Origin of the sequence: Bacillus sp. NPDC057893 (genome assembly GCF_042796455.1) — a bacterium.
Lineage (GTDB): Bacteria > Bacillota > Bacilli > Bacillales > Bacillaceae_G > Bacillus_A.
On the sequence record NZ_JBHVNG010000004.1, the window covers coordinates 417,386 to 442,743 of the forward strand.

Annotated in this window: 23 protein-coding genes, 1 riboswitch and 1 other annotated feature (1 of these 25 cut by a window edge); of the genes, 19 read left to right on the top strand and 4 right to left on the bottom strand. The window is 32.1% G+C overall.

Annotation, left to right across the window (positions count from 1 at the left end):
* Window positions 1-19 precede the first annotated feature (19 nt).
* Entirely contained in the window at window positions 20-175 is a 156-nt protein-coding gene (locus ACFVQC_RS20695) for a DUF1540 domain-containing protein (RefSeq protein WP_215581948.1), read from the top strand.
* Window positions 176-277: 102 nt separating this feature from the next.
* Here ACFVQC_RS20695 and ACFVQC_RS20700 read toward each other — a convergent pair whose 3' ends face one another.
* The gene (locus ACFVQC_RS20700; RefSeq protein WP_377896150.1) at window positions 278-775 is read right to left on the bottom strand and encodes a PadR family transcriptional regulator; all 498 of its coding nucleotides are present in this window, start codon (window positions 773-775) and stop codon (window positions 278-280) included.
* A gap of 140 nt (window positions 776-915) precedes the next feature.
* On the opposite strand from ACFVQC_RS20700, the gene ACFVQC_RS20705 reads away from it, so the two are divergent.
* From ACFVQC_RS20705 to ACFVQC_RS20735, 7 genes are all read left to right on the top strand, one after another.
* The gene (locus ACFVQC_RS20705; protein ID WP_377899106.1) at window positions 916-2,130 is read left to right on the top strand and encodes a cytochrome P450; all 1,215 of its coding nucleotides are present in this window, start codon (window positions 916-918) and stop codon (window positions 2,128-2,130) included.
* A gap of 111 nt (window positions 2,131-2,241) precedes the next feature.
* Window positions 2,242-2,820 carry a cysteine dioxygenase family protein gene (locus ACFVQC_RS20710; protein WP_377896148.1) on the top strand — a complete coding sequence of 193 codons (579 nt, stop codon included), beginning with the start codon at window positions 2,242-2,244 and terminating at the stop codon, window positions 2,818-2,820.
* 184 nt (window positions 2,821-3,004) lie between these two features.
* Window positions 3,005-3,856, top strand: a complete 852-nt coding sequence (locus ACFVQC_RS20715) for a Cof-type HAD-IIB family hydrolase (RefSeq protein ID WP_377899107.1) — start codon at window positions 3,005-3,007, stop codon at window positions 3,854-3,856.
* Between the two features lie 353 nt (window positions 3,857-4,209).
* Entirely contained in the window at window positions 4,210-5,988 is a 1,779-nt protein-coding gene (locus tag ACFVQC_RS20720; protein ID WP_377899108.1) for an ATP-binding protein, read from the top strand.
* 249 nt (window positions 5,989-6,237) lie between these two features.
* A complete protein-coding gene (locus ACFVQC_RS20725) occupies window positions 6,238-8,364 on the top strand; it encodes a peptidoglycan D,D-transpeptidase FtsI family protein (protein ID WP_377899109.1) in 2,127 nt (708 codons plus the stop codon).
* Window positions 8,365-8,440: 76 nt separating this feature from the next.
* A complete protein-coding gene (lepB, locus tag ACFVQC_RS20730) occupies window positions 8,441-8,971 on the top strand; it encodes a signal peptidase I (RefSeq protein ID WP_002013161.1) in 531 nt (176 codons plus the stop codon).
* 222 nt (window positions 8,972-9,193) lie between these two features.
* Window positions 9,194-10,372 carry a macrolide family glycosyltransferase gene (locus ACFVQC_RS20735; protein ID WP_377895993.1) on the top strand — a complete coding sequence of 393 codons (1,179 nt, stop codon included), beginning with the start codon at window positions 9,194-9,196 and terminating at the stop codon, window positions 10,370-10,372.
* A gap of 49 nt (window positions 10,373-10,421) precedes the next feature.
* On the opposite strand, the gene ACFVQC_RS20740 is transcribed toward ACFVQC_RS20735, so the two are convergent.
* On the bottom strand, window positions 10,422-11,105 hold the full coding sequence (locus ACFVQC_RS20740) for an aspartate/glutamate racemase family protein (RefSeq protein ID WP_377899110.1): 684 nt from the start codon (window positions 11,103-11,105) through the stop codon (window positions 10,422-10,424).
* Window positions 11,106-11,255: 150 nt separating this feature from the next.
* A riboswitch (SAM riboswitch) is annotated at window positions 11,256-11,372 on the top strand.
* 140 nt (window positions 11,373-11,512) lie between these two features.
* Between ACFVQC_RS20740 and ACFVQC_RS20745 the strand changes: the two genes are divergently transcribed.
* From ACFVQC_RS20745 to ACFVQC_RS20760, 4 genes are all read left to right on the top strand, one after another.
* Entirely contained in the window at window positions 11,513-12,061 is a 549-nt protein-coding gene (locus ACFVQC_RS20745) for an ECF-type riboflavin transporter substrate-binding protein (protein WP_377895991.1), read from the top strand.
* A 10-nt stretch (window positions 12,062-12,071) separates the two neighbouring features.
* A complete protein-coding gene (locus ACFVQC_RS20750) occupies window positions 12,072-13,772 on the top strand; it encodes an ABC transporter ATP-binding protein (RefSeq protein ID WP_377899111.1) in 1,701 nt (566 codons plus the stop codon).
* Window positions 13,765-14,565, top strand: coding sequence for an energy-coupling factor transporter transmembrane component T family protein (locus tag ACFVQC_RS20755; RefSeq protein ID WP_377899112.1), 801 nt, complete (start codon window positions 13,765-13,767; stop codon window positions 14,563-14,565). Before ACFVQC_RS20750 ends, ACFVQC_RS20755 begins: the two co-directional genes overlap by 8 nt.
* A gap of 134 nt (window positions 14,566-14,699) precedes the next feature.
* The gene (locus ACFVQC_RS20760) at window positions 14,700-14,798 is read left to right on the top strand and encodes a YjcZ family sporulation protein (protein WP_000007808.1); all 99 of its coding nucleotides are present in this window, start codon (window positions 14,700-14,702) and stop codon (window positions 14,796-14,798) included.
* 104 nt (window positions 14,799-14,902) lie between these two features.
* Here the strand turns inward: ACFVQC_RS20760 and ACFVQC_RS20765 are convergent, their stop codons facing one another.
* Together ACFVQC_RS20765 and ACFVQC_RS20770 are read right to left on the bottom strand one after the other, a co-directional pair.
* Window positions 14,903-16,222: a LytS/YhcK type 5TM receptor domain-containing protein gene (locus ACFVQC_RS20765; protein WP_377899113.1), complete on the bottom strand. Its 1,320-nt coding sequence runs from the start codon at window positions 16,220-16,222 to the stop codon at window positions 14,903-14,905.
* Between the two features lie 46 nt (window positions 16,223-16,268).
* On the bottom strand, window positions 16,269-17,150 hold the full coding sequence (locus ACFVQC_RS20770) for a protein kinase family protein (protein ID WP_377899114.1): 882 nt from the start codon (window positions 17,148-17,150) through the stop codon (window positions 16,269-16,271).
* Window positions 17,151-17,276: 126 nt separating this feature from the next.
* Here ACFVQC_RS20770 and ACFVQC_RS20775 point away from each other — a divergent pair, with 126 nt between their 5' ends.
* The 7 genes from ACFVQC_RS20775 (at window position 17,277) to ACFVQC_RS20805 (ending at window position 24,918) form a co-directional block, all read left to right on the top strand.
* Entirely contained in the window at window positions 17,277-17,795 is a 519-nt protein-coding gene (locus ACFVQC_RS20775) for a GrpB family protein (protein WP_377899115.1), read from the top strand.
* A 109-nt stretch (window positions 17,796-17,904) separates the two neighbouring features.
* Window positions 17,905-18,435 carry a hypothetical protein gene (locus ACFVQC_RS20780; RefSeq protein WP_377899116.1) on the top strand — a complete coding sequence of 177 codons (531 nt, stop codon included), beginning with the start codon at window positions 17,905-17,907 and terminating at the stop codon, window positions 18,433-18,435.
* Between the two features lie 12 nt (window positions 18,436-18,447).
* Window positions 18,448-19,122: a response regulator transcription factor gene (locus ACFVQC_RS20785; protein WP_219918804.1), complete on the top strand. Its 675-nt coding sequence runs from the start codon at window positions 18,448-18,450 to the stop codon at window positions 19,120-19,122.
* Window positions 19,119-20,534, top strand: coding sequence for a HAMP domain-containing sensor histidine kinase (locus tag ACFVQC_RS20790; RefSeq protein ID WP_377899117.1), 1,416 nt, complete (start codon window positions 19,119-19,121; stop codon window positions 20,532-20,534). Before ACFVQC_RS20785 ends, ACFVQC_RS20790 begins: the two co-directional genes overlap by 4 nt.
* A 148-nt stretch (window positions 20,535-20,682) precedes the next feature.
* A complete protein-coding gene (locus tag ACFVQC_RS20795; protein ID WP_377899118.1) occupies window positions 20,683-21,672 on the top strand; it encodes a zinc-binding dehydrogenase in 990 nt (329 codons plus the stop codon).
* Between the two features lie 271 nt (window positions 21,673-21,943).
* Complete coding sequence (locus ACFVQC_RS20800) at window positions 21,944-22,543, top strand: undecaprenyl-diphosphatase (protein ID WP_377895982.1); 600 nt, start codon at window positions 21,944-21,946, stop codon at window positions 22,541-22,543.
* A 236-nt stretch (window positions 22,544-22,779) separates the two neighbouring features.
* Window positions 22,780-24,918: a penicillin-binding transpeptidase domain-containing protein gene (locus ACFVQC_RS20805; RefSeq protein ID WP_377899120.1), complete on the top strand. Its 2,139-nt coding sequence runs from the start codon at window positions 22,780-22,782 to the stop codon at window positions 24,916-24,918.
* Window positions 24,919-25,109: 191 nt separating this feature from the next.
* Window positions 25,110-25,358: a binding site (T-box leader), on the top strand; it runs 7 nt beyond the window's last position.

Consider the following 25,358-nt stretch of genomic DNA (forward strand, 5'->3'; position numbering starts at 1 on the left):
AACAAGGAGGTGTGATACTATGGCACAAGATGTACTATGCGAAGTGAATAACTGTAAATTTTGGAGTAACGGTAATAAATGTAGTGCAGATGCGATTTATGTAGTAAGTCATAAAGGAAAACAAGCATCTACAACGGAAGAAACAGATTGCAAAACTTTCGATCCAGAAGTGTAAATTTTTGAAGGGTAGCCAAATCGTGGTTGCCCTTTTATTAATTATAGTATTGATAATAAATCTCATTTTCATTCATTGTTTTTAACTTTTCTTGTTATTTTTTTATATTTTCTTCATAAGTGATGTAATCCAATGTAATTCATGTTCAATACGTGACTTAGTAAATTCAACAACTTCTGTAATAAAAGGTGAGACAACGTCAAGGGATTGGATCGCTGTAAGTTGTTCTTGAAGCACGTTTTGGCGTGTAGTCAAAATTTCTTTTCTAGCCTCGTAATCAAGTTTTTCGAAGAGCGCGATACGCACAAGGAATTCAGCATTGTTTGTCGCAATTTTTTCGGGAAACTCTCTTAGCATTTCATAAAAAATTTCTTCTCCTGTTTCTGTTATGGCGTACATATTTCGGTTTGGTTTTCCGATTTGTTGATGAACTTCTTTCGTTATAGCACCCATATCTTCAAAACGCCGAAGAGTGGGATAAAGCATGTTATGGTTTAATTCAAAATTATCACCTAAACGATTTTGGATATTTTTCTTTATTTCATAGCCGTGTTTTGGTCCTGTCGTTAATTCAGCTAGTAGTAAAATATCAACGTACATAGTAATCCCCCTAATATGTTTCTCAAGTTCTCATTTGAAAATTTCAGCTCTCTATATGTTAAAATAACATATGTTAGTCTATACATCTTTGTAAAACATACCTATCACTTTTATTGTAAAAGAAAAGGGAGGAAAGAACTATGACTTCACCTGAAAATGTTATTTTAGTTCATGAAATTTCAAAGCTGAAAACAAAAGAAGAGTTATGGAATCCTTATGATTGGTATCAGTATATGAGAGACAATCACCCTGTTTATTATGATGAAGAACAAGACGTATGGAATGTGTTTCTGTATGAGGATGTGAACCGTGTTTTATCAGATTTCCGCTTATTTTCAAGTAGAAGGGAACGTAGACAATTTTCAATACCACCTTTAGAAACGAGAATAAATATAAATTCTTCTGATCCCCCAGAACATCGTAATGTACGTTCAATTGTTTCGAAAGCATTTACTCCTAGAAGTTTAGAACAATGGAAACCCCGTATACAAGCCATTGCAGATGAACTTGTAAAAAATATAGAAAAGTATGATGAAGTTAACATTGTTAATCAATTTGCTGCACTTTTACCTGTTACCGTTATATCAGATCTATTGGGAGTACCAACTACAGACCGTAAACAAATTAAAGAATGGTCTGATATTTTATTTATGCCGTATAGTAAAGAAAAATTTAATGATCTGGATGCGAAGAAAGGAGTTGCTTTAAATGAATTTAAAGATTACCTTCTCCCGATTGTTCAGGATAAAAGATATCATTTAACAGATGATATTATTTCGGATTTAATTCGAGCGGAGTACGAAGGTGAATGGTTAACAGATGAAGAAATTGTAACTTTTGCATTAGGACTATTAGCCGCTGGGAATGAAACAACGACAAACTTAATTATTAATAGTTTTTATTGTTTCTTAGTGGATTCACCTGGAACATATAAAGAATTAGAAGAAGAACCAAGGTTGGTTCCAAATGCGATAGAGGAAGTATTACGCTACCGCTTTCCTGTTACATTGGCTCGGAGGATTACTGAAGACACAAATATATTTGGACCTTTAATGAAAAAAGATCAAATGGTGGTTGCATGGGTCAGTGCAGCAAATTTGGACGAGAAGAAATTCTCACAAGCTTCTAATTTTAATTTACACCGAGTAGGGAATGAAAAGCATTTAACGTTTGGAAAAGGTCCTCACTTTTGTTTAGGCGCACCGCTTGCACGTCTTGAAGCTGAGATTGCATTAACTACCTTTATAAACGCTTTCGAAAAAATAGAGTTATCTCCATCTTTCAATTTAGAAAAATGTATATTGGAAAATGAACAAACATTAAAACACTTACCTATTCGCTTAAAAACTCAATAAAACGTTCAACAAGGTACATTTTTTGTACCTTGTTTTTTATTTCTCAATTGTAAAATTTTAGTGTGCTTTATAGTATGGAGGTGTGTGGAAAAAGAGTAGAGGGGGATGCTTATGTTAACGTGCAATGGGAGTAAAACGTTTCAAACATTTATTAAAGCTGTAACTGATTTAATAGATAGTAATTTATTGGAAGAGCAAATCGTGTGTGAAATTGAAAAATTACTGGAAGAACTTTTAGAAAAGAAAACATGGCTTCCGTTAGAGAAACAGAAAGCGAATTCCGCTCAATATGCACGACACTTACTGTATGAAGATCCATTAAAACGTTTTGAAGTGCTAGCACTTGTATGGAAAAATGGACAAGCTACACCACTACATGATCATGATGGTGCTTGGGGAGTTGAAGGAGTTTTTTCCGGAAGGATAATGGTTCGAAACTTTTTACAAACTAAGCAACTCGGAAATTCACTATTTTATTTAACACATACAGGGAATATTTATTTGGGAGAAGGAGAAACAGATAAAGTAATCCCACCGGCTGATTGTCATATTCTCGAAATTGGTAAACACGAAAGCGTTGTCACTATCCATGTTTACGGAAAGCAGTTAGAAAAGTTTAAAGTATTTATCCCAACTAAAGAAAAAAATGTGTACATTTGTGAGACGAAATATATTACTTATAATTCATAGTGTAAAATGCAGAGCTTTCTTTAAAATAGAAACGCTTTGCATTTTATATTTTATTTAGTAATATTTCTTGACCTGAAACGCTTTTCATAAATTATAAATAAGAAGTACTTAACGAGCTCAATATGAAAACGATACCTTTTTGTTAAATAGATCTCGTGTATTTATAGAAAGTGGTGAAGAAATAATGAAATTAATAGCAATTGACTTAGATGGGACCCTTCTTTCCGGTAATAAAATGATTAGCAAAGAAAATGCAGAAGCAATTCGAAAATGTCAGGAAGCAGGACATGTTGTGGCTATTTGTACAGGACGTTCGATCATTGATATTGAACGCTTATTATTAGAAGTTAATTTAGACTGTCCAATCATTGCGGAAAATGGTGCCCTTATTTATACAGATAAGAAGATGATGAAGAGATATCCAATTCAAAATATGCAGGCACTTGAGATTGTAGAATATCTTGAAGAGAATGGCTTGTATTATCAGCTTTATACTAATAAAGGTGTGTATGTACCGGATTATGGCGTAGAGAGTGTGCGTAATGAAATCGAGTATGTGAAGAATACAAAAGGAAATTTCGATTTGAAAGAGTTAGAAACGATTGCTGCATTATATCTTGAGCATACAGCATTTCATAGTGCAGAAAGTTGTAAACCAATTGTAGAAATGGATATACATGTGCATAAACTTTTACCGTTTTCTTATGACATAGAGAAATTAAAAAAATTAAAAGAAACGTTTCTGCATAATACGGATTTAGCTATTACATCTTCCTATTGGCATAATTTAGAGATTAATCATCGAGATGCTCAAAAAGGAAATGGATTATATACTTTAGCAAAACATCTTAATATTCCAGTTGAAAACACTGTAGCAATAGGCGATGGCTTAAACGATGTTTCTATGATGGAGAAAGCAAATATATCAATTGCAATGGGAAATGCAGTTGAAGAAATAAAAGCGATGTGTCAATACGAAACGTTAACAAATGAAGAACATGGTGTCGCACATGCTTTAAATAAATATGTAATGTAATAAAAAAAGAAAAAAAGAATCCAAATAGATTCTTTTTTTCTTTTTATTAGGGGTAAGGTATTCTATGAGATTCATAGAAGCCTTATTACACCTCATTATATAGAATATATTGGAATAAATGTATATATTTTTCATGAAAGTTGTGAATTTTTTATGAATTTTATATTTATTGTATTTTTATACTTCTACTAGCAGCGCGTAACACTCCCATATTATTTTCTTTTTTTAATTGAAAAATAGAATTTGTTCGAATAATTATTCTACAGCTATATACCTAGGAGCACTTTCTTCGTATAATGAAGAAGTATGAATTTTTAATTTGTATAAATTTTACATATCGAGGTGAGAAAAGAATGAATGCGCGGCTAATGGAACTTATTGATGTGAGTACAATAGAAACCATGGCAGAACAATTTTATAAATTAACCAACATATCACATCAACTTCTTGATGCTGAAAACGAATGTATATTTTCATTTGGAATTAATGAAATGAAAGTATGTAAACTTCCCAAAATTGAAATCCCCCTTTTCTTATACAATCAATATTTAGGATCTTTTGTTGTATGGTCCAAACGAAGCGAAATTTTCAATTGCCAAAAATATTTTGAAATGCTTTCTAACCTCATTATAGCTGGGGTGAAAAAAGCAGTTCAAAGTAAAAATACATCGTTACTTTCTCGAAAAGAGGAAGAACTACATACGATCTTACAAAACATGCCTGTTATGGTTGATGCGCTTGACTATAATGGAGATTTTGTTTTGTGGAATCGAGAATGCGAGATTGTAACAGGTTATACTGCTGAAGAAATAATTGGGAATCCAAACGCTCTTCAATTACTGTATCCTGACCATAATTATCGCCATCAAATACAAAATAAATTTTTGACTCGTGGAAAAAATTTTAGAGATTGGAAAATGCGTTTAACATGTAAAAACGGTGAAATCAAAACGATAATGTGGTCCAATATATCTGAGCAGTTTCCTGTAACAGGATTTAGTTACTGGGCTGTTGGGGTAGATATTACACATTTAAAAGCGATAGAAGGGCAATTAAAACAACAAACCTCTGAATTAGAATTAATTTTTAAAGCTTTACCAGATTTATGTTTTTTAACAGAAGACGATGGGACAATTATAGATTATAAAGCAGGATCTCCTACAAAATTTTACGTACCCGCAGAAGCTTTTATGGGAAAAAAGTTTTACGAAATATTACCGTCTCCAGTAGCACAGCAATTTCAAGAAGCAATTCGCCAATTGAAAGAAGAAGGAAAGAATGTAATTGTAGAATACCCTCTAACAATTAATGGAAGTATTGATTTCTTTGAAGCTAGATGTTTACCATTATTACAAGATAAAATTATGATCATTGTCCGCGATATTACAGAGCGGAAAAAGACAGAAGAATTGCTAAATAAATCGGATACACTTGCAGCTATTGGTCAATTAGCAGCTGGAGTAGCACATGAAGTGAGGAACCCTTTAACTGTAATAAAAGGATTTATACAATTATTCCAAATTAACAAGGAGGATCAAGAAAAATATTTTAATCTTATGCTTTCTGAAATTGAGAGAATTGAAGCAATCCTTCAGGAATTTTTGTCGATTGCTAAAACAGATGAAATCCCTACTGAGAAGAAAGATATTTGTCAAATATTTAAAAATGTTGTGTCGTTAATTAACATAAAAGCAATTATGACAAACATTCAAGTTGAGTTATTTACAGATTCCAAAGAAATGATTATTGAATGCTCTGAAAATCAATTAAAACAAGTATTTATTAATATTTTGCAAAATTCAATTGAAGCGATGCCAGATGGTGGGAAGATTTCAATTCATATTAAAGAACTGAATGAAGGCGGTATCATAATAGATGTAGTAGACGAAGGAATAGGGATACCAGAAGAAAGAATTAAGAGATTGGGCGAACCTTTTTATAGTACGAAAGAAAAAGGAACAGGAATCGGATTGATGCTAAGTTATAAAATCATTGAAAGTCACCATGGGACTATTAGTATTATGAGCGATGTTGGTGTCGGGACAACTGTAACAATTTACTTACCAAAATTTCAAAATGAACCGTCCATATCAAAGAGTGAAGATAGATCCGTAACAATACGCTCTATATAACTCGTAAATAATTAAATACGCAATAACAAAGGGCTTAGTGAAAACTAAGCCCTTTGTTATTGCGTATTTTTAAATTTTATTTAGTAAACTTTACTTTTTCTTTACCATTGCTTAAATTTCTATTAAGTTTTAAACATTATATTAATATTCATACAACGTAATGTTTAAAAAATAATATTACTTACTATATGGAGACTACATATAGTAAGTAATGAAACGAAAGTGACGTAGGGAGGAGATTATAACGAGGTGAAAAAGCAAAAAAAGAAGAACGGTCGGCCAATGCCAATACGGTTAAATATTTTATTCTTTTGTGTATTTTTATTATTTTCTGGAATTATAATCCAGTTAGGTAAAGTGCAAATTTTCGATGGAGAAACATATAAAAATGAAGTAGCGAAGAGGGAAAATGCAACAGTTAAGCTTACAGTACCACGTGGCAAAATTTATGACCGTGAAGGGAATCCAGTAGTGGACAATAAGTCTTTACGTACGATTACATATACAAAGGTGAAAGGTGTAAAAGCGGAGGAAATGTTAAAAACTGCGAGACAACTTGCAGCAATAATTGAAATACCGCAAGAAGATATAGATAAGTTAACCGAGACAGATAAGAAAGATTTTTGGATGCAATTAAATCCACAGGTTGCTCAAAATTTAGTATCTAAAAAAGAAATAGATAAGTTTAGAGAAAATGATATTGCCGGAAAAGAGTTAGACAAAAAAATAGAAGAGTTAAAAAGAAAGCGAGTTACAGAAAAAAATCTTCAAGAATTAACAGCAAAAGACATAGAAGTGTTAGCTATTAAAAGTAAAATGACTTCAGGTTATCAAATGGTACCTCAAATTATTAAAAAAGATGTTAGTGAAAAGGAATATGCTGTGATTAGCGAAAATTTAGCAAATCTCCCTGGGGTTGACGCATCAGTTGATTGGGAACGGCTCTATGTAAATGATGGCTTATTCCGTTCAGTCCTTGGAAATGTTTCGAATGCTGATGAGGGATTACCACGTGAACGATTAGATTATTATTTAGTGCGGGAGTATAGCCGGAATGACCGGGTCGGGAAAAGTTACATCGAACAGCAATACGAAGATGTACTTCATGGCACGAAAGAAGAAGTAAGAAGTATTGCTGGTAAACAAGGTAATACAATTAGAACGGAAACAGTTTCTGAAGGGAAAAGCGGCAAGAATTTAACGTTAACAATTGATATGGAATTACAGAAAAAAGTAGAAGAGAGTATAGAAAAAATATTAAAGGCATATAAAGGTTCAGAATCAATGTTAGACCGTGCTTTCGTTGTAATGATGAATCCGAAAAACGGCCAAGTATTATCGATGGCTGGGAAAAGACTTGTAGAAAAAGACGGAAAAACGGAAGTAGAAGATTATGCTTTAGGTACGCTGACAAGTTCATACGAGCTTGGATCAACTGTTAAAGGTGCTACAGTATTAACCGGATTTGAAACAAAAGCTATAACACCGGGAACACATTTTTATGATGCACCTATGAAGTTTAAAGGAACTAAGGAGAAAAAGTCATGGAAAGATTTTGGAGATATAGATGACCTAAGAGCTTTACAAGTTTCCTCTAACGTTTATATGTTTAACACAGCATTAAAAATTGCTGGTATGGATTATGTAAAGAACAGTTCATTAGATATTAAACAAGAATACTTTGATAAGATGAGATATTATTTCAGACAATTTGGTTTAGGTGTTCCAACAGGCATTGATTTACCGAATGAAACAGCGGGGCAAATTGGGAGAAAAGATAATCAGCCAGGTTTCTTATTAGACTTTTCCATTGGTCAGTATGATACGTATACACCACTTCAGCTTGCACAATATATTTCAACTATTGCAAATGGCGGGTATCGTATGAAACCACAAATTCTTCAAGAAATTAGAGAACAAACCGTTCAAAAAGATGAGGTCGGTAAAGTAGTACAATCAATAGAACCCGTTGTTTTAAATAGAATTGATATGAAAGAAGAATATATCAATCAAGTAAAAGAAGGCTTTAGGAAAGTATTCCAAGAAGGGGATGGAACGGGAGTAAGGGCGTTCCAAAAAGCACCGTATAAACCAGCTGGCAAAACAGGAACTGCACAGACTGTATACGGTGGAGAAAGTGATATTGGGAGAAATGAGAAAGGCGATCGTAGAGAATGCTATAATTTAACATTAGCAGGATATGCGCCATATTCTGATCCAGAAGTAGCATTTTCTGTTGTAGTACCATGGGTTATAAATGATAAGTCTGGTATTAACTCTGATATTGGAAAAGAAGTTTTAGATGCTTATTTTGATTTAAAAAATAAGCGATTAACTGGCGAAGCACCAAAAATAGATGACTCTAAAGAGAATTAAAATATACGAAACGTCTCTAGCATTTATATGGACTAGAGACGTTTTTACATACGAATAGATTAGAAATGAGGTATATATGAAGCAATTGATTCTAAAAGATTGGAGAAAAATATGTAGCTATATTTTAATTATAATAGGAATTATTATTATTAATAAGTCATTTTTATTTTGTATGGTAGAAGGAATTTCGATGCAACCTACTTTGAATGAAAATAATCGCATACTAGTTAATAAGGCTAGTGTCTATTTTTCTTCTTTTCATCATGGTGATGTTGTAATAATAAAAAAAGAAGACGAGCCTACATACTACGTGAAACGAATTATTGGATTACCAGGGGATAACATACAATTAAGAAACGATGTGGTATATATTAACGGTAAAAAGCGAGATGAGTTGTATATACAGTTAGATATGTCACAAGTATCAAATCGTTTTTCAAACTTTAGAGAAATGAAAGTTCCCTCGCATAAATTATTTGTATTAGGTGATAATCGAAATCATAGTAAAGATAGTAGGAATACACTTGGACTTATCAATGAGTCACATGTAATAGGTAAAGTGAAAATGGTATATTATCCATTTGATCAAATAAAATGGTTAAAATAATTCATATATTGATAGCATAGGACAAGCAGAAAAGCTTATCCTAACCTCACAGAACACTCCTTATCACAGTTAGGCATCTACTTATGTAGATGCCTTTTCCGATGACTGATAATTATTTATCAACCTAAAGTAGTAAGCATATTGGGACTATTAGAGGAAGATTGCTTGTAATAATAACAGTACGATTAATAAGAACATTGAATTGTAAGGAGTGAGAAATACGTGTTGAATATTTTAATAGTTAATTTTCCTGCAGAGGGACATGTAAATCCTACATTAAGTTTAGTAAAGGCCTTTACTGAAAGAGGTGATAACGTACACTATATTACAACGGAAAACTTTAAGGAAAGGCTTGAAGTTTTGGGAGCTATTGTACATACTCATCCGGATTTATTAAAGGAGATTTCTATTGATAATGAAACTTCATATGGATTAAAATCTTTCTTTCATGTACATGTTCAAACTTCTTTATATATATTAGAAATTACGAAACAATTATGTAAAAGCATTAATTTTGATTTCGTAGTTTATGATATATTTGGTGCTGGAGAGTTAGTAAAGGAATATTTACAGGTTCCAGGCATAGTTTCCTCTCCTATATTTTTAATTCCACCAGTATTATTGGAAACCTTGCCTTTTCATCCAAATGCAGAAATAAAATTCCAACCCGATGAACTCTCTGAAAAGTTACTGTATCAAATGGAACATGAATTTGGAGTAAAGCCCAAAAATAATCTTCAATTTATGCATAATAAGGGAGATATTAGTCTTGTGTATACAAGTCGTTATTTTCAACCTAATAGCGATTCGTTCGGAGAAAACAATGTTTTTATTGGACCGAGTATTATAAAGCGCAAAACAAATGCAAAGTTTCCACTTGAATTGCTTTCAAAAAAGAAAGTTATTTATATTTCAATGGGAACACTTCTTGAAGGGCTCGAACCATTTTTTAATACTTGTATTGATGCTTTTTCAAATTTCGAAGGGATTGTAGTAATGGCGATCGGTGATAGAAATGATATTTCAAAAATTAAGCAAGCGCCAGACAACTTTATTATAGCCCCTTACGTACCTCAATCAGAAATATTAAGTGAAGCAGATGTTTTTATTACACATGGTGGAATGAATAGTGTGCACGATGCAATCCATTATAATGTCCCATTTGTGATAATACCGCATGATAAAGATCAACCTATGATAGCGCAAAGATTAACTGAGCTTGAGGCAGCACATAGATTATTGAAAGAGCATGTTAATGTGCAAACTTTAAAAAAGGCGGTAACAGACGTTCTTTCAAATAAAAAGTATAAACATGGCATTCAAAAACTGAATGAAAGTTTTTTAGAGTGTGGTGGTTCCAAAAGAGCCATTGCAGTTATTGATGCTCTTTTAAATAAATAGTTCGGACAATATAAAAGCATAGAGGCTCTACCTGTATGCTTTTATATTATTATCCAGCAAATTGTACAGCAGTATTCGCATGTAAATAAGCAGTATCAAAAACAGGAACAGATAGATCATTTTGGGAAATGAGCAAAGGAATTTCCGTACAGCCAAGTAGAATTCCTTCAGCCCCATTATTAATTAATGAATTGGTAATTTGTATTAGTTTTTCTTTTGATGTTTCTGAAATAATTCCTCTACTTAATTCATTTAATATGACGTGATGGATAAAAGTTCTTTCTTCGTCATTTGGGATAATTGTCTCAATGTTATATTTTGCTAGTCGTGATGTATAAAAATCTTGTTCCATCGTTTGTTTCGTTCCTAATAATCCGATCCGTTTTATATTCCGTTCTACCATTTCTTTAGCACTTACATCACCGATATGAAGAAGTGGGATTGATATTGCTTGTTCTACTTCCTCAGCAAATAGATGTACAGTATTAGAACACATTAGTAAACATTCAGCTCCTGAGTTTTCTACCTTTTTTGCTACCGTGACTAATTCATTTTTCACTTCTTCATATTGATGGTTTTGCAATAATGTAGTTACCTCCCCAAAGTCCATGCTATATAAAACAAGCTTCGCATTTTGATCATATTTAGAGAGAGTAAGTGTATTAATGTGTTTATAGTACAACGATGTTGATTCCCAACTTAGTCCGCCAATTAAGCCAATTACTTTCATCATGCATTCCTCCCGTAACAATTTTGAATTTATTATTTCACAATTCCGATAAGAATACAATGATTTAAATGAACTATTTATCGAAAAATAAAAATAGTAAGAAAAGTATTGAAATTATTTATTGTTAGTGCCATAATACAAATTACAAATACATACTTATCCAGAGAGGTAGAGGGAACGGCCCTATGAAGCCTCAGCAACCCCTATGTAAATGCATAGGAAGGTGCTAATTCCGCAGAGGACATTTATATGTCTTTTGAAAGATAAGAGGATTCTTGTACGTGAAAGAAAATGACCTCTTAATTTAAGGGGTCATTTTTTGTTGTATAGAAAGGAAGTGTCGATGCATAATTCATTTTCAAAATAAATATAGAGTATTAAAAGCGGGATAATGGGAGAGGAGAATTGTAATGAACAAATTAACGACAAAACTAGTAGTAGCAATCGGAATTGGAGCAGCTTTATACGGGGTATTAGGGCTTTGGGGATTTTCTATCGCACCCAATACATTTATTAAACCAGCATTGGCTATATTAACAGTTTTTGGTGCGTTATTTGGCCCAGTAGCAGGACTTTTAATAGGACTCATCGGTCATACGGTTACAGATACGATCGCTGGTTGGGGTATTTGGTGGGGATGGGTGTTTAGTTCGGGGATTATCGGATTTTCAATGGGTCTTATACAAAAAAGAACTGGTTTCAGTGTGAAAAATGGAACGTTTAATAACCGTGATATTTCTTATTTTGCAATTGCAGGGTTAATTGGTATTGTCATAGCTATTATATTTGCTGGAGCATTCGATATTATTGTGATGGGAGAACCGTTTGACAAAATCGTTATACAAGTACTAGGCGCAACAATTGCAGACGTTATCGTATTTTTAGTTCTTGGCTTACCAATCACGATCGGTCTAGCAAAATCAAATAAGAAACATACACATTTAAAAATTGAAAAGTAGGGATGAATACATGCAACCAATTATTTCTTTTGAACAATTTACCTTTCAATATAGGCATGCCACGCAGCCTACTTTAAAAGATATTACATTTCAAATATATCCTGGGGAAAAGGTTCTTATCGCTGGACGAAGTGGTTCAGGGAAGTCAACATTAGCTCATTGTATAAATGGGCTAATCCCATTTTCTTACGAAGGGATAAGCACCGGTAACATTTTAATAGCTGGAAAGGATCCGAGAGAAGGTAGTGTTTTTGAACAGAGTAAACACGTAGGGACAATATTACAAGATCAAGATTCACAATTTATAGGCCTTACTGTCGAAGAAGATGTAGCATTTGCATTAGAAAACGATTGTGTAAATCAAATAGAAATGAAAAAGATTGTTACGGATTCTTTAAAAAAGGTAAGCATGCAGGAGTTCCATGCACAAAGTCCACATGAATTATCAGGAGGTCAAAAACAGACAGTTTCTCTTGCAGGTCTGCTAACGATAAATGCAGATATATTATTATTTGATGAACCGTTAGCTAATTTAGATCCTGCATGTAGTTTGAATACAATAGAACTCATTAAAAATATGCATGAGAAATATAATAAAACAATTGTAATTATTGAACATCGAATAGAAGAAATTTTAAATCTTGATTTAGATAAAATTATTTTAATAGATGAGGGAGAAGTTATTGCGATTGGTTCACCGGATAGTATTCTAAATTCTAATATATTACCAAATATCGGACTAAGAGAACCTATTTATATAGAAGCTCTAAAGAAATTAAATTTTGACAGTAATAATGTTGGGGTATTTCCAATTGAAAATCTACGTAATGCAGGCGTTCATAACCTATTAAAGAACTGGATGCGGAAGCAAGTGTCATCTAAAAACACGTATATTAAAAAAGCCTTATGCAAGATAGAAAATTTATCATTTACATACAATAACAAACATACAGCCTTAGAAGATATCAACCTTTCAATAGGAGAGGGAGAGATAGTAGCGTTATTGGGTCATAATGGAGCAGGGAAATCGACATTAGCTCATACTCTTATAGGAATAAATAAAACAAAGAATGGGAGAATAACATTCGATGGAGAAAATATAAATTCTTGGTCTATTCGTAAACGCGGGGAAGTTATTTCTTACGTTATGCAAAACCCAAATCAAATGATTACACAGCCCACTGTTTTAGAAGAAGTTTCATTTTCATTAAAATTAAAAAAAGTTTCTAAAGATGAGATTGAGAGTAGAGTCGAAAAAGCTTTAAGAATTTGTGGATTATACCCATTTCGTAACTGGCCAATTCAAGCATTAAGCTACGGACAAAAAAAGAGGCTTACTATTGCATCTGTACTTATAACAAACCCGAAACTTATTATATTAGATGAGCCGACAGCTGGACAAGATTATTATCATTACAAACAGTTTATGTCCTTTATTAGAAAACTGGTTGAAAAAGGCACATCCTTTATTATTATCACACACGATATGAATCTTGCTTTAGAATACGCAGATCGAGCGGTAGTTCTGCATGAAGGGAAAATCATTGCGGACAATACTGTATCCACTGTATTAGGGGATCAAGGAACGTTACAAAGAGCTAATCTACGGGAGATTTCATTAATAAAACTAGCTAAATTAAGCGGAATTCCAACTCCAGAAAAGTTTGTGAAACTTTATATTGAGGCTAATAGGAGGGAGGAATATGCATAATACGTATTTTCATCGTATGGATGGTGCAATTAAGTTATCTTTATTTATATTTTGTATGACTCTTACTTTTTTATTTTTTGATTTTCGTATATTGCTAATTTTATTTATTATTGGATGTATCGGCCTCTTAATTGCAAAAATTCAATTGCGTAAAATTATAGTTATTTTCAGCGTTATATTTACATTTAGTTTATTAAATTCCGTTATGATTCTTTTCATTACGCCCACCTATGGATCGGAATTAACGGGAACGTATACCTCTTTTTTTCATATAGGTTATGCAACAATTACATATGAAACATTATTTTATGCCGCTACACTTTCATTGAAATATTTTACGTTATTACCATTTACACTTCTTTTTATTTATACAACTCATCCAAGTGAATTTGTAAGCAGCTTAAATAAATTTGCTGTTCCTTATAAAATTACATATGCAATAAATATTGCACTGCGTTATATACCAAGTATTCAATCCGAATATATTATCATTAGACACGCACAGGAAGCAAGAGGCGTACCTTTTGAAAAAGGAGAAGCGAGTTTGTGGATTCGTATGAAAAACCGTGTTTTAATTTTTTGGCCACTTATTATTCATTCATTAGAAAGAATTGATACTGTGTCAAACGCAATGGATTTAAGAGAATTTGGAAAGAAAGATAAACGAACGTGGTACTGTGCAAAGGACGCACAAAAGGAGGATTACATCACACTTTTTGTTGGTATTATCATTTTAATTATTGCAGTGTACTTAAAAGTAAATGTATTCAAGAGTTTCTGGTACCCATTTTAAAGCACTCTCAATAGAGTGCTTTTACTAATTTTATGAAGACATGCTCAAAAAAGGGAGATACACATACTGTATAATACGAACCAGTTAAAATGATCAACTACCTATTAGTTTTCAAACCAAAAGGAGGAGAAAATATGAGTTTCGGCGGTTCTTGTGGTTTTGGTGGAGGTTTCGCATTATTAGTTGTGTTATTTATTTTATTAATTATTGTTGGATGTAGCTGTTGGAGCTAAGGTTACTAATTTCTAATTAATCTCTACAAAATGTAAACTTTAAAAAACATAGCAGATACTTTTTGTATCGAAATAAATGAAAAAGGAGCTTAATAGCTCCTTTTTCATTTATTATACGAAATCTCTTCATTACTGTATTTAGGTAATGTGATAGTTAAAGTAGTTCCTTTATTTATAACACTTCGGATTTTCAATGTGCCTCGCATCGTTTCGATAATTTTTACAGCAACCATCGTACCTAAACCAGTACCTTTCGTTTTTGTACTAAAATACGGTTCGCCAAATCGATTAATTTGCTCTTGTGACATTCCAGTTCCATTATCTTGAATTCGTATTATGACTTTATTATTACTAACAGATGCAGAAATAATAAGATCACCGCCATTCGGCATTGCTTCAATACTGTTTTTAATTAAGTTTAAAAAACATTGATGGAAGTGCTGTGTATTACCAATAATTGTTCCCTCTGAGAACTCTTTTGTAATATTAATATTATTCATGTTACAAAAAGGCAACATCATATTAATAACTCGATTTAATTCGTGCCTCACTGAAATATGATCTAGTTTTTCTGAAGCCGGTTTGGCAAAAGTTAAGTAATCATCAATAATTGCTTGTGCACGATTTAACTCTTCAAGAATATGTTCAATATACTCATCTTTGGATTGTTGAGTTATATTGGGTGTTTTTAAAAGTTGTGTAAATCCTTTTACAACAGTCAATGGATTCCTTACTTCATGTGAAATACTTGCAGCGAGTTGGCTGACAATCTCCATTTTTTCAACTTTTATTAATTTTGATCGCATGAATATTGCATCTTTTAAGACCTCATTAAAATAGACCATAAATAATATTAAAATAGTTGGTAATAGAATGAAATAAATAATGTACAAATTATTCACTTCAAAATCTGATAGAGTTAAAACAATTACTGTTGTAAATATTGCAAGGAAAAAAGTTAAAAACATAGATGAAGTTACTTTTATTTTCCTATTGTATGTATTAAATTTTGATGATGCGAATGCTGTAATTATTAACATCGTTCCATAAACAATGATTGTTAACAGGCTAAAACCATAAAACATAAAACGTATTATTAATAAAATCATGAGTAATGCAATACCGACTGGAAATCCACCATAAAGTGTACCAATTAAAAAGGGGATTTGTCTTAAATCGTGAATATAATTTTCATCCATATAGATGGGATACCGCATACATAAAATTAGTGGGATACTCGTACAAAGAATGATAAGTAGTTTCTTATATTTCTTCCCGAAGTACCCACTATCATAAATAAAATAAAAAACAAATATACTGCTTAAAATATAAAGAAGATTATTTAAAACATTTTGATTAATGTAAACAAAGTTCATAATACATGCCCCGTTATCCTGAATTTCAATCCCATATGTATTATACATTATAAAAGTACAAGTTTTACATGTACTTTTACAATGTATGTAGTTTTTATAGATTTTCAGTGTTATAGGCTTTTAACCATGCATTATTAAACTCTTCCATTGACGCATAGCGCTCACTACGATTTTCATTTACAGCACGGTATGCTACTTCATATAAGCCTTCACTAGCTTCCCATTTCATAAAGGAACGATCTTGCCCGCCACCTAGTAGTGCAAAAGCCATAGCCCCCATATTAAATACATTTGTTTTTCCGTCTATTATAGAGTTAAGTTGAAACTCTTCAGGTGACATAAAACGAGATGATCCCCACATTCGTCCCATCTTATTTACATACGGTTTGTTACTGTATAAATCAATATCACAAATTTTTGTTTCATTAGTTTTAAAGTTGTACAAAATACTACCGTCATAAAAATCAATAGCTACATAGTTTTTGTGTTCAACGTAAGTATGGAAATTAAAAATAGAATTTAATGAAATTAGCCTATTTTTAACGGATAATTTCTTATATTTATAAAATGGTGAGTTAGGATCATTATATTTTTCTGGGAGTGGGAAACTCCAGTGCGGGTGAAGACATTCACCGTCAAACCAATCAAAAATTAAAACATATCCATGTTGTACAGGGTAGTGATCAATTAAACTTATAAGAGAAACGTGTTTTAATTCATTGTATATAGTAACTGAGCTTTTTAATCTTTGTATAGCTTCATTTGTAGAAGCATTATATGCGAGTGTTTGTGCCCCTGCATATTTTATAAAGTTCTTTTTCCCATTCTTTTCAACACCAAAACTTATATTACCGGAATCTTGTTGGTCAAAAACCGCAAATACTGTACCTAGTTTTGTAAGCCAATCAAAATTATGATGTTTTTTTAGTTGGAATGTTATAGTATCTAACTGAATTTTAACTGGAATATCTTTCATAATTCACCTCAAATTTAATATAATTAAGTTGTCCATTACAGTATTCGACATATTTTGTGAAATCCCTATATTTATAAAATTAAATTTTATAAATATAATAATATACAGTTATAAGGAGGAAAGCAAATGGATGGAAAAATCATAATTAAACCGTACCAACAATATTGGCATACAGAGTTTTTAAATGAAAAAAATAAAATTGTGCCGTTACTCCATGAAGAAATTATTGCTATTGAACATATAGGAAGCACAGCCGTAGAAGGATTAGGGGCTAAACCGCTTATTGATATGATGATTGGTGTAACAAATTTACAAATTACAGAAAATTGGAGGGAATCCCTAGAAGAAATTGGATATGAATATGTTCCTAAAAAAACACCTAATTGGCGTTTTTTTAGAAAGGGTAAATGGAGAGCTGGTACCCACCATTTACATGTTTATATTTATAATAGCGAAGAATGGAGGAACAACCTTTTATTTCGAGACTTTCTAATAAATCATGAGTGGGCACGTGAAGAATATAGAAAATTAAAAGAGATGCTTGCTGCTACATATCCTTTTGAACGTGTTTCATATACAAATGCAAAAGCACCGTTTATTTGCAACATATTAGAATTGGCCAAAAAGGATATAAACAAAATATAAGTAGTTTGCAGATTCTCATTTTATTTTAATCTTTCTCTCATGTTATTCTCTCATTTACTTGATACACTGCTGATTATAAAGCTTTTGAGTCAAAAGGGGATTATATAAAATGGAGAAAATACTTAGAAATAAATATTTCCATATGTATGTTAAAATAATAGGTATTACTATTATTATTTGCAGTGTAGAATTGCTATTTATTAATGTTTTGTACGGGAATGTATTAAATGTAAAATGGTTAAATAAGAAATTAGGTTCTTTCGGTGAATATGGGGCAATTCTAGCTGCATCATTATGGTTTTTACGTCAAATATGGTTATTTTTAAAGAAGAAAAATATGCACGGATTTAAAATGATTAAAGAGCTATATCTTTTCATAAAACAGTTTCACGTATTAATTGGATACGCTGTAATAGCTGTTGCGACTACTCACGGTGTTTACTTTTTAATAAAAGGAAGTCGTCATATAATACTAATATACAGTGGTATATTTTCTCTTTTAGCCTTAATAACATTAGGGGTTGCGGGATTTGTTTTACAGAAATCTAATCAGAAAACAAAATTGAAGATGTATCGAAAAACACATCAAATTATTGCAGTCATATTCGGAATAGGATTACTTATTCATTTAATCGTATAGGAGGAAGTATCGTTGCAACATATACTAATTATTGAAGATGAGGAAAGCTTAGCAGATTTTTTAGAATTAGAATTAAAGTATGAAGGATATATAGTAGATATACAACTTGATGGAAGAAAGGGATTAGAAGCAGCACTTGAAAATAGTTATGATCTCATATTACTTGATTTAATGTTACCAGGATTAAATGGACTGGAAGTATGTCGTCGACTAAGAGCAACTAAAAGTACACCTATTATTATGTTGACTGCTCGTGATAGTATTATGGACCGTGTGACAGGGTTAGATAGTGGAGCTGATGATTATCTTCCAAAACCGTTTGCAATTGAAGAACTTTTAGCACGTATGAGAGTGATTTTTAGGAGAGAAGAAAATACAGAGCAAAAGCACGCATCATTTCTTTCGTTTAAAGATCTACAGCTTCAGATTGAATCTCGAACTATAACTAAAGGAAATGAAGAAATTGAACTTACAAATAAAGAATTCGAGCTACTGCTTATGTTTATGAAAAATATTAATCGAGTTCTTACCCGTGATATTTTACTGGACCAAGTATGGGGATATGATGCAATGGTTGAGACAAATATAGTCGATGTGTATGTTCGTTATCTACGTAATAAGTTACATAGTTTAGATAAGGAGGAGTATATCCAAACAGTCCGCGGTGCTGGATATATAATGAAATGATAAAAAACATTATGTACCGAATTAGAAATTTGCCTATAAAGTGGAAATTAACACTTTGGTCCACTACACTAGTATTCATTTTGTTTATTTTATATAGCGCGTTACAATTCATTGTAATTAATAAGTGGACTATAGATTATGAACAGAAACAAATAAATAGACAAGTGACAGAAATAGCGGCATATTTCCAAGATAAAAATGATACGCTCTCGAGCAAAACATTTGAAAACAGTAATGAATTTCTTAACAACATGATTGATAAACATCAAATGATTCGTATTATCGGAAATGATGGAAAACCCATTGTTACTGTTTCGCGAGATTTTAATGAATCGTGGATAGAACCAAAAAATGTTACACAAGATGAATCATTTATAAAAAGACATATAGAAGATCGAATATTAGTTGAGCGCATACCAATTCAAACAAAAAAATTCACGGGAACTATTGAACTTACGAAAAACTTAGAGACATTTGATCATTTATTAAAAATTATCTTAGTGGTAATGGTCTTTGCAGGGATATGTGGATTAGTGTTTAGTTTTTTAGGCGGAATACTTATAACGAAAAAGCTTTTATCAAGTGTCCAAAACATAACAGAGACGATGAAGCGTATTAAGAAAAACGGACTAAATGAAAGAGTTCCAGTACGAGAAAATAATGATGAACTCGCAAAATTATCGATTCTTTTTAATGAAATGATGGATGAAGTAGAAACTTCTTTTACACAGCAAAAACAGTTTGTAGAAGACGCATCGCATGAATTAAGAACACCATTAACAATTATTCAAGGGCACTTATCAATGCTGAATCGATGGGGGAAAAATGATTCAGCAGTATTGGATAAATCTCTTCAATCCAGTCTAAAAGAAGTAGATCGATTAAATAAATTAGTTTCAGAATTGCTAGAACTATCAAGAGCTGAAGCAGAACAGATGCATCCAATAGCAGTCGAACGAGTCCATGTTAATAGCGTATTAAAACAAGTTACACAAAACTTTTCAGTACTGCAAACTGACTTTAAATTTGATATGAAATTGGATGCAGATGATGCAGATGTTTCAATGCCATCATCTTACTTAGAACAAATTATTATTATTGTAATGGATAATGCAGTGAAATATACAAAAGAAGTTGATAAGTATATTTGTATTGAATCAAGTATGCAGTCAGGGGAAATTAATATTCGCATAATAGATCATGGAGCGGGAATACCTGAATCGGATTTACCCTTTGTTCTTAACCGTTTTTATAGAGTCGATAAAGCTAGAAGTCGAAAACAAGGTGGCAATGGGCTAGGCCTATCTATTGCAAAACGGCTTGTAGAAAAATATAACGGAACTATTCAATTAGACAGTAAAGAAAATGAAGGAACAGTTGTTACGATTACATTTCCTTATGCTACCCATTGATAGTTGAAGGTGGAAAATTCTTTTTGTAAGAGTTATTTAAAAGGAGGAATACATTTTGTATTTCCTCCTTTTTTGATGCTTAGTAATCAAATTATTTTATTTATTTCGATATTTAAAGTACATTGAAAGTATTAAGGGGGAATAATTAATGAAAGCTATTGTACATCAACATAAAAATGGAATAGAAGGTTTAAAATATAAATTATCACCTGAGATAACACCTAATGTTGGGGAAGTTAAAGTGAGATTAAAAGCAGCAGGTTTAAATCATCGTGATTTATTTATAATGAATAATAGAAAAGAAATGGAATTACCTTTAATTCTAGGATCAGATGGTGCAGGTATTGTTACGGAATTAGGAGAAGGTGTTTCAAATATCGCACTACATACAGCGGTTATTATAAATCCTAGTATTGGATGGAATAATACTCATGAAATACCAGAGTTACCTGAGGTACTAGGTGGACCAGCCGATGGAACGTTTGCCGAATATGTTATTGTACCAGCTGAAAATGTAGTGAAAAAGCCATCCTATCTTACGTGGGAAGAATCTGGCGTTTTATCTTTATCGGCATTAACTGCATATAGAGCGCTTTTTACAAAAGGTAGATTAAAACCTGAAGAACATGTCCTAATTCCGGGAATTGGCGGTGGTGTAGCTACTTATGCTATGTTATTTGCTAAAGCAATTGGAGCAAAGGTGAGTGTTACTTCAAGGATAGAGGACAAAAGAAAGGCTGCTGAAAAATATGGAGCAGACTTTTCTTTTAATAGTTCTGGTAATTGGGAAGAGTGCCTACATGGAGAAAAAGTGGATTTAATTATAGATAGTATAGGTCCGGCGACTTTCTCGAAATATTTCGATATATTAAAACCAAATGGAAGAATCGTTAACTTCGGTGCAAGTTCAGGAGATAAAATCGAATTACCGTTACGAGCATTATTTTATAATCAAATTGATATTATGGGAACATCAATGGGAAGCCGTGAAGAATTTAATGAGATGGTTCATTTTATAGAGGAACATAATATTAAACCGATTATTGATAAAGTATATCCATTAGAAGAAGCAATCCAAGCTTTAAATCGAATGCAGCAAGGAGAGCAATTCGGTAATATTGCCCTTCGTATGGAATGAAAATATGATTTCAGAGAAATTATATTTAAATGAACATGTTAAATATTATATTCATGCATAAAGTGTTTACCATACTATTTAAAATGTTTTACAACCTTTATACATACTTAGCTCTTGTAAATAGTTACACGATTGTCAAATGAATAGTAATAACATGAGAATTAGATGAGAAAAGTTTAAGCCCATTTTCATATTGATGTTGTATACTGTGTAAATCAAGAACTTGTATCTTTATTTAAAGTACAATGAGAAATAATAAGGAGAGAGTAATATGAATTACACAGTATTTCAATGGATTAATAACTTTGCTGGATCATCCAAGCTATTAGATACGCTAATGATCGCTATTACAAATAGTGCTGCATATGTAGCTATTCTATTCATGCTTATCCTATGGTTCAATAATGGAAAGAAAGAGAATGCAATTAGAAAACAATATACAGTGTTATATACGACACTTTCAGTTAGTATTGCATTATTAGTAAATGTTCTTATACATGCGGTATATTACCATCCGCGTCCTTTTATAACACATCATGTAAATCAATTAGTGCCGCATGCAGCAGATTCATCATTTGTAAGTGATCATTCTGTGCTTGTATTTTCGATTGCTTTCGTATTTATTCTAAGAGGAGAAAAACTTAAATATATCGCGCTTATATGGGCAATATTAGTCGGTGTATCACGCATGTACGTAGGTGTTCATTATCCTCTAGATATACTTGGTGCTGCGTTCTTAACATTTATTACAAGTGGATTAGTAATACAAAGCACACGTATATTTGAACCGTTAGCAAAATTTATTTTCAAAATGTATGCACTAGTAGCAAAACGAGTTCCTTTTTTAGCGAAATATAACCATATAGCTTAATCGTAAGAACCTACAAAAAGTAGGTTCTTTTTATTTAAAAATTCTTAAATTTCACTTACCGTATTTTTATTTTAAAAATATAAATGAATAAAAAACAAATAGTAACATAGCTAGTTTTCTTATAGTTATAGAGGAATTAGTAAAAAAACTTCGAAAAATATAGTATCTAATATAATAAAGAACATATTTAGTAGCGCATCTTTGCATTAATACATTGGAAAAGAAAGGAGATAAGTATGCATAAATTTCAAACGAATAAAGGCGCTCGATATATGATGGTTGCTTTTATTGTTTTGTTTCTTACTATGCTTTTACGTATATTTTATATTCAAGCAGTAGGAGTCGTGCATAATGTTAATGTAAAAGATCTTGCGAATGAACAACAAAACAAAAATGGAGTTCTTGAAGCAAATCGCGGGACAATTTATGATCAAAACGGTAAAGTATTAGTCCAAGACTCAACGACATATCGCATCGTTGTAAACTTAAAAGGAAAAGATAAGTTAAAAGATAAAGAAGATACTGCACAACGTTTAGCAGATGCGCTTGAAGTTGATAAAGAGGAGATCACGAAAAATTTTCATGAAGGACGTACGCAAGTTGAAATTGGTAAAAGTGGACGTAACCTATCTAGAGAAGCGAAGGAAGAAATTAATAATTTGAAAATACCAGGTGTATCGTTTAGAACAGAAAAAGCCAGAGTATACCCAAATGAAGATTTCGCTTCGTATATACTTGGTTTTGCAAGACCAGACGATAAAGGTAATGCGAAGGGGAAGTTTGGGCTTGAAGAAAGTTTGGATAAATATTTACGCTCTACAAACGGAAATGTAGAATATGTAGGTTCACGAAAAGGTATCCCACTTACAAATGATATAGGAAAAGTAGAACCTGCTAAAAATGGAAATAACGTATATCTTACGCTTGATAAACAAATTAATAGTTTTTTAGAAGACGCGATGAATAAAGCGGAGCAACACTATGATCCTTCTATGTTAGTAGGAATTATTGCGGATCCAAAAACAGGTAAGATTTTAGCAATGTCTAGTAAGCCTAGTTATAATCCTAACAAAGGAGACATTGAATATTTTTTAAACGATCCAATTGCGAATGCATTCGAACCAGGGTCTACAATGAAAGTTTTTACATTAGCTGCTGCAATTAATGAAGGTGTATATAACGGAAAAGAATATTTTCAATCAGGAAAATACGCAGTTGGTTCAGCAGAGATTAAAGATCATAATGGTGGCTATGGATGGGGCTCAATTACATTTGATGAAGGGTTTGAACGGTCATCGAATGTTGCTTTTTCTATTTTAGAAGACCAGTTACTGAAACCAAATAAATTCAAGCAATATATGAATAAATTTGGTTTCAATCAAAAAACAGGGATAGATTTACCTGGAGAAAGTAAAAATACATTATTGTTAAATACTCAAATTCAACAAGTTACTACTTCTTTCGGCCAAGGCTCAACTATAACTCCTATTCAAATCGTACAAGCGGCCACAGCAATTGCAAATGACGGAAAAATGATGAAACCTTATATTGTTGATAAGGTTGTAAATCCAACAAATAAACAAGTTATTATGGAAAATCAACCTAAAGAAATAGGGAATCCGATAAAAAAAGAAACTGCAGAAGAGGTAAGGAACTTAATGGAGCGTGTTATAACTTCATCTAAAGGAACGGGAACGATGTATAAAATTGATGGTTACCCGATTGGTGGTAAAACAGGAACAGCGCAAATTCCGAATCCGGAAAATGGACGATATATGGAAGGGAAAGAAAATTATATTTTTTCATTCTTAGGAATGGCTCCAATTGATGATCCACAATTAGTCGTATATTTAGCCATTAAGCAACCTAAATTAAAAGGAAATGAATACGGTGCTCAGCCTCTTGCTGAAATTTTTAAACCAGTTATGAAAAACAGTCTAGAATATTTAAAAGTGAAACCATATACAGAAAAACAAATGGCAAATGCAACAAAGCAATCTGAAATAAAAGTACAAAATTATGTGAACGAATCGATAGATACTGTAAAAAATATTGCAGAAAAAGCGAAACTTCAGCCGGTATTATTAGGAGAAGGAAAGATAATAAAACAATATCCACAAACTGGCGAGGTAATAAGTGAAGGAGATCGCATATTTCTAGTGGGAAATAATGTGAAAATGCCTAACCTAAAAGGTTGGTCAATGCGTGATGTTATGTATTTCTCTAAGTTGTTGAAATTAGATTTAAAAACAACAGGTACAGGGTATGTAACGAGTCAAAGTATTGAAAAAGGACAAGATTTACAAAAGGGAGACACTTTAATACTGAATTTAGAACCGCCTTTAGAACCATTAGCAGAAGCGAATACAAATTAGTCTAGAATTTCGGAAGGGCCTATAGTATAATAGGCCCTTTTTGTTTGAATTATAAGTAATTTCACGCACCGCATTTATTATTAATAATAAATTAAATCAAAGAATTAAAAGGAGTGTTCTCTTTTTAAAAAAACTGATTATTCTTTTTAATCATTTACAATATACTACCCTCCATGATAATATGGATAAAATTACATGCGATGATGAGAAGAGTAGATAAAATGAATTTTTCACAGAGAGCTCCATTTAGCTGAAAAGGAGTAAAAATTCTTTATTGAACCAAGCCTCTGAGCAGCACATCGGAACCTATTATAAGGAGGTGATGTGACGGGAGCTCCCGTTATAGAGCTAAGGTATAAGCATGAACAATGCAGTACCTGATAAGTTTAATATGGCGACATATTAATAAACTAGGGTGGCACCGCGATGATAAATCTCGT